This is a genomic window from Rhodococcus sp. 24CO (genome assembly GCF_050586165.1).
Classification (GTDB): domain Bacteria; phylum Actinomycetota; class Actinomycetes; order Mycobacteriales; family Mycobacteriaceae; genus Rhodococcus_F.
Map to the genome: position 1 here is coordinate 1 of NZ_JAZFNF010000056.1, position 1,460 is coordinate 1,460.

Here is a 1,460-nt window from a genome sequence, read left to right on the forward strand (position 1 = left end):
CAAGGCGGATTCAACTGGTCGTCGCAACACCGTCCCGCGGGAGTGAGTGTACTTGTTTAGCAAGGACTTCCGCGGGTGTTAGCCATTTGAGTTCTTTGCGAGGCCGATTGTTGAGGGCGTCAGCGACTGCATCGACTTCACGTCGATCATATCGGGACAGGTCAGTGCCCTTCGGAAAATATTGTCGCAGAAGACCATTCGTATTTTCGTTCGTCCCACGCTGCCACGGACTGTAAGGGTCGCAGAAGTAGACACTGATCCCGGTGGCCGCGGTGAGGTCCGCGTGTCGCGCCATTTCCTTCCCTCGGTCCCAGGTCAACGATCGCCGGAGATGCTCCGGTAGAGGCACCAATGCCTTGGTCAGAGCATCACGGACAGCCTCCGACCCATACCCGGACAGTGCCGGCCCGTTCTTCACGGGTGGTATCGTTCCATATCCGATCTTGCGCGGCAGGTGCAGCAGCACCGTGAATCTGCTGGTCCGCTCGACCACCGTGCCGATCGCCGAACGATTCAATCCAATTATCAAGTCCCCCTCCCAATGTCCCGCAATGTCGCGACTGTCGACTTCCTCGGGCCGCGCGTTGATGGTGACTTCGTCGGTGATGAACCCGGCCGGTCGCTGCCGCGCCCGGGCCCGAGGCCTACGCAACGCTCGCCCTGTCCGCAAGCAGGTCACCAACTCCCGCTCCAATCCGCCGCGTCCTTCGATATAGAGCGATTGGTAGATCGCCTCGTGCGAGATACGCATCGACGTATCGTCAGGAAAGTCGATACGCAACCGATTCGAGATCTGCTGCGGACTCCAGGCAGTCGCCCACCGACGATCGCGACGCCAAGGCTTATTCCGTCCTTTCCATCCCGCGACGTCCGGTCCGGCGACCACTGTTCCGTCTTTGGCATAGACGTATCCGGAAAGCTTGTCTTGCACGTACTCTCGCAACCGTTCGTGCTCTGCGAGCTTCGCCGGCTTCGGGCGCCTCGCTGCGAGGTCGGCCTTCCATTGAGCGGTAGAGGCGCGGTACTCGATCTGTCCGCTTCGGGTGGCGGCGTTGCGCCGCAGCTCTCGCGAGATCGTCGACGGCGACCGCCCGATGTGGCGCGCAATTTCCCGTACGCCGATCTTCTGGGCTCGCAACATCGCAATTTCCTCGCGCTCGGCGAAGGAGAGGTATCTCCCCGAGGCCGGCGTCAGCTCAATGGGCGGCATACCCCCAGCGTGCCGGAACCACCGTGTGCCGACCGGTGCCGACACGCCGCATGCGATAGCGGCATCCTCGCTGGTGAGACCCTTGACGACCTGCGACCAGAACGCCCGTTCGAGGTCCCTGCGTACCGGGGGACGTCCCGGTGACCTCATCACCGCTCGCCCGGTCAACGCTGCCACCCATCCTGGTGGTCGTCCCATCTAACACCTCCATTGTCGAGGTGTTGCGTCCACCGGTTGAACCTGGCCAATA

The 1,460-nt window shown here is 62.1% G+C and carries 1 protein-coding gene; it reads right to left on the reverse strand.

Annotated elements, in window-relative coordinates; genetic code table 11:
• Window positions 1–10: 10 nt before the first annotated feature.
• A complete protein-coding gene (locus V2B23_RS30800) occupies window positions 11–1,408 on the reverse strand; it encodes an IS30 family transposase (protein ID WP_430953683.1) in 1,398 nt (465 codons plus the stop codon).
• Window positions 1,409–1,460 lie beyond the last annotated feature (52 nt).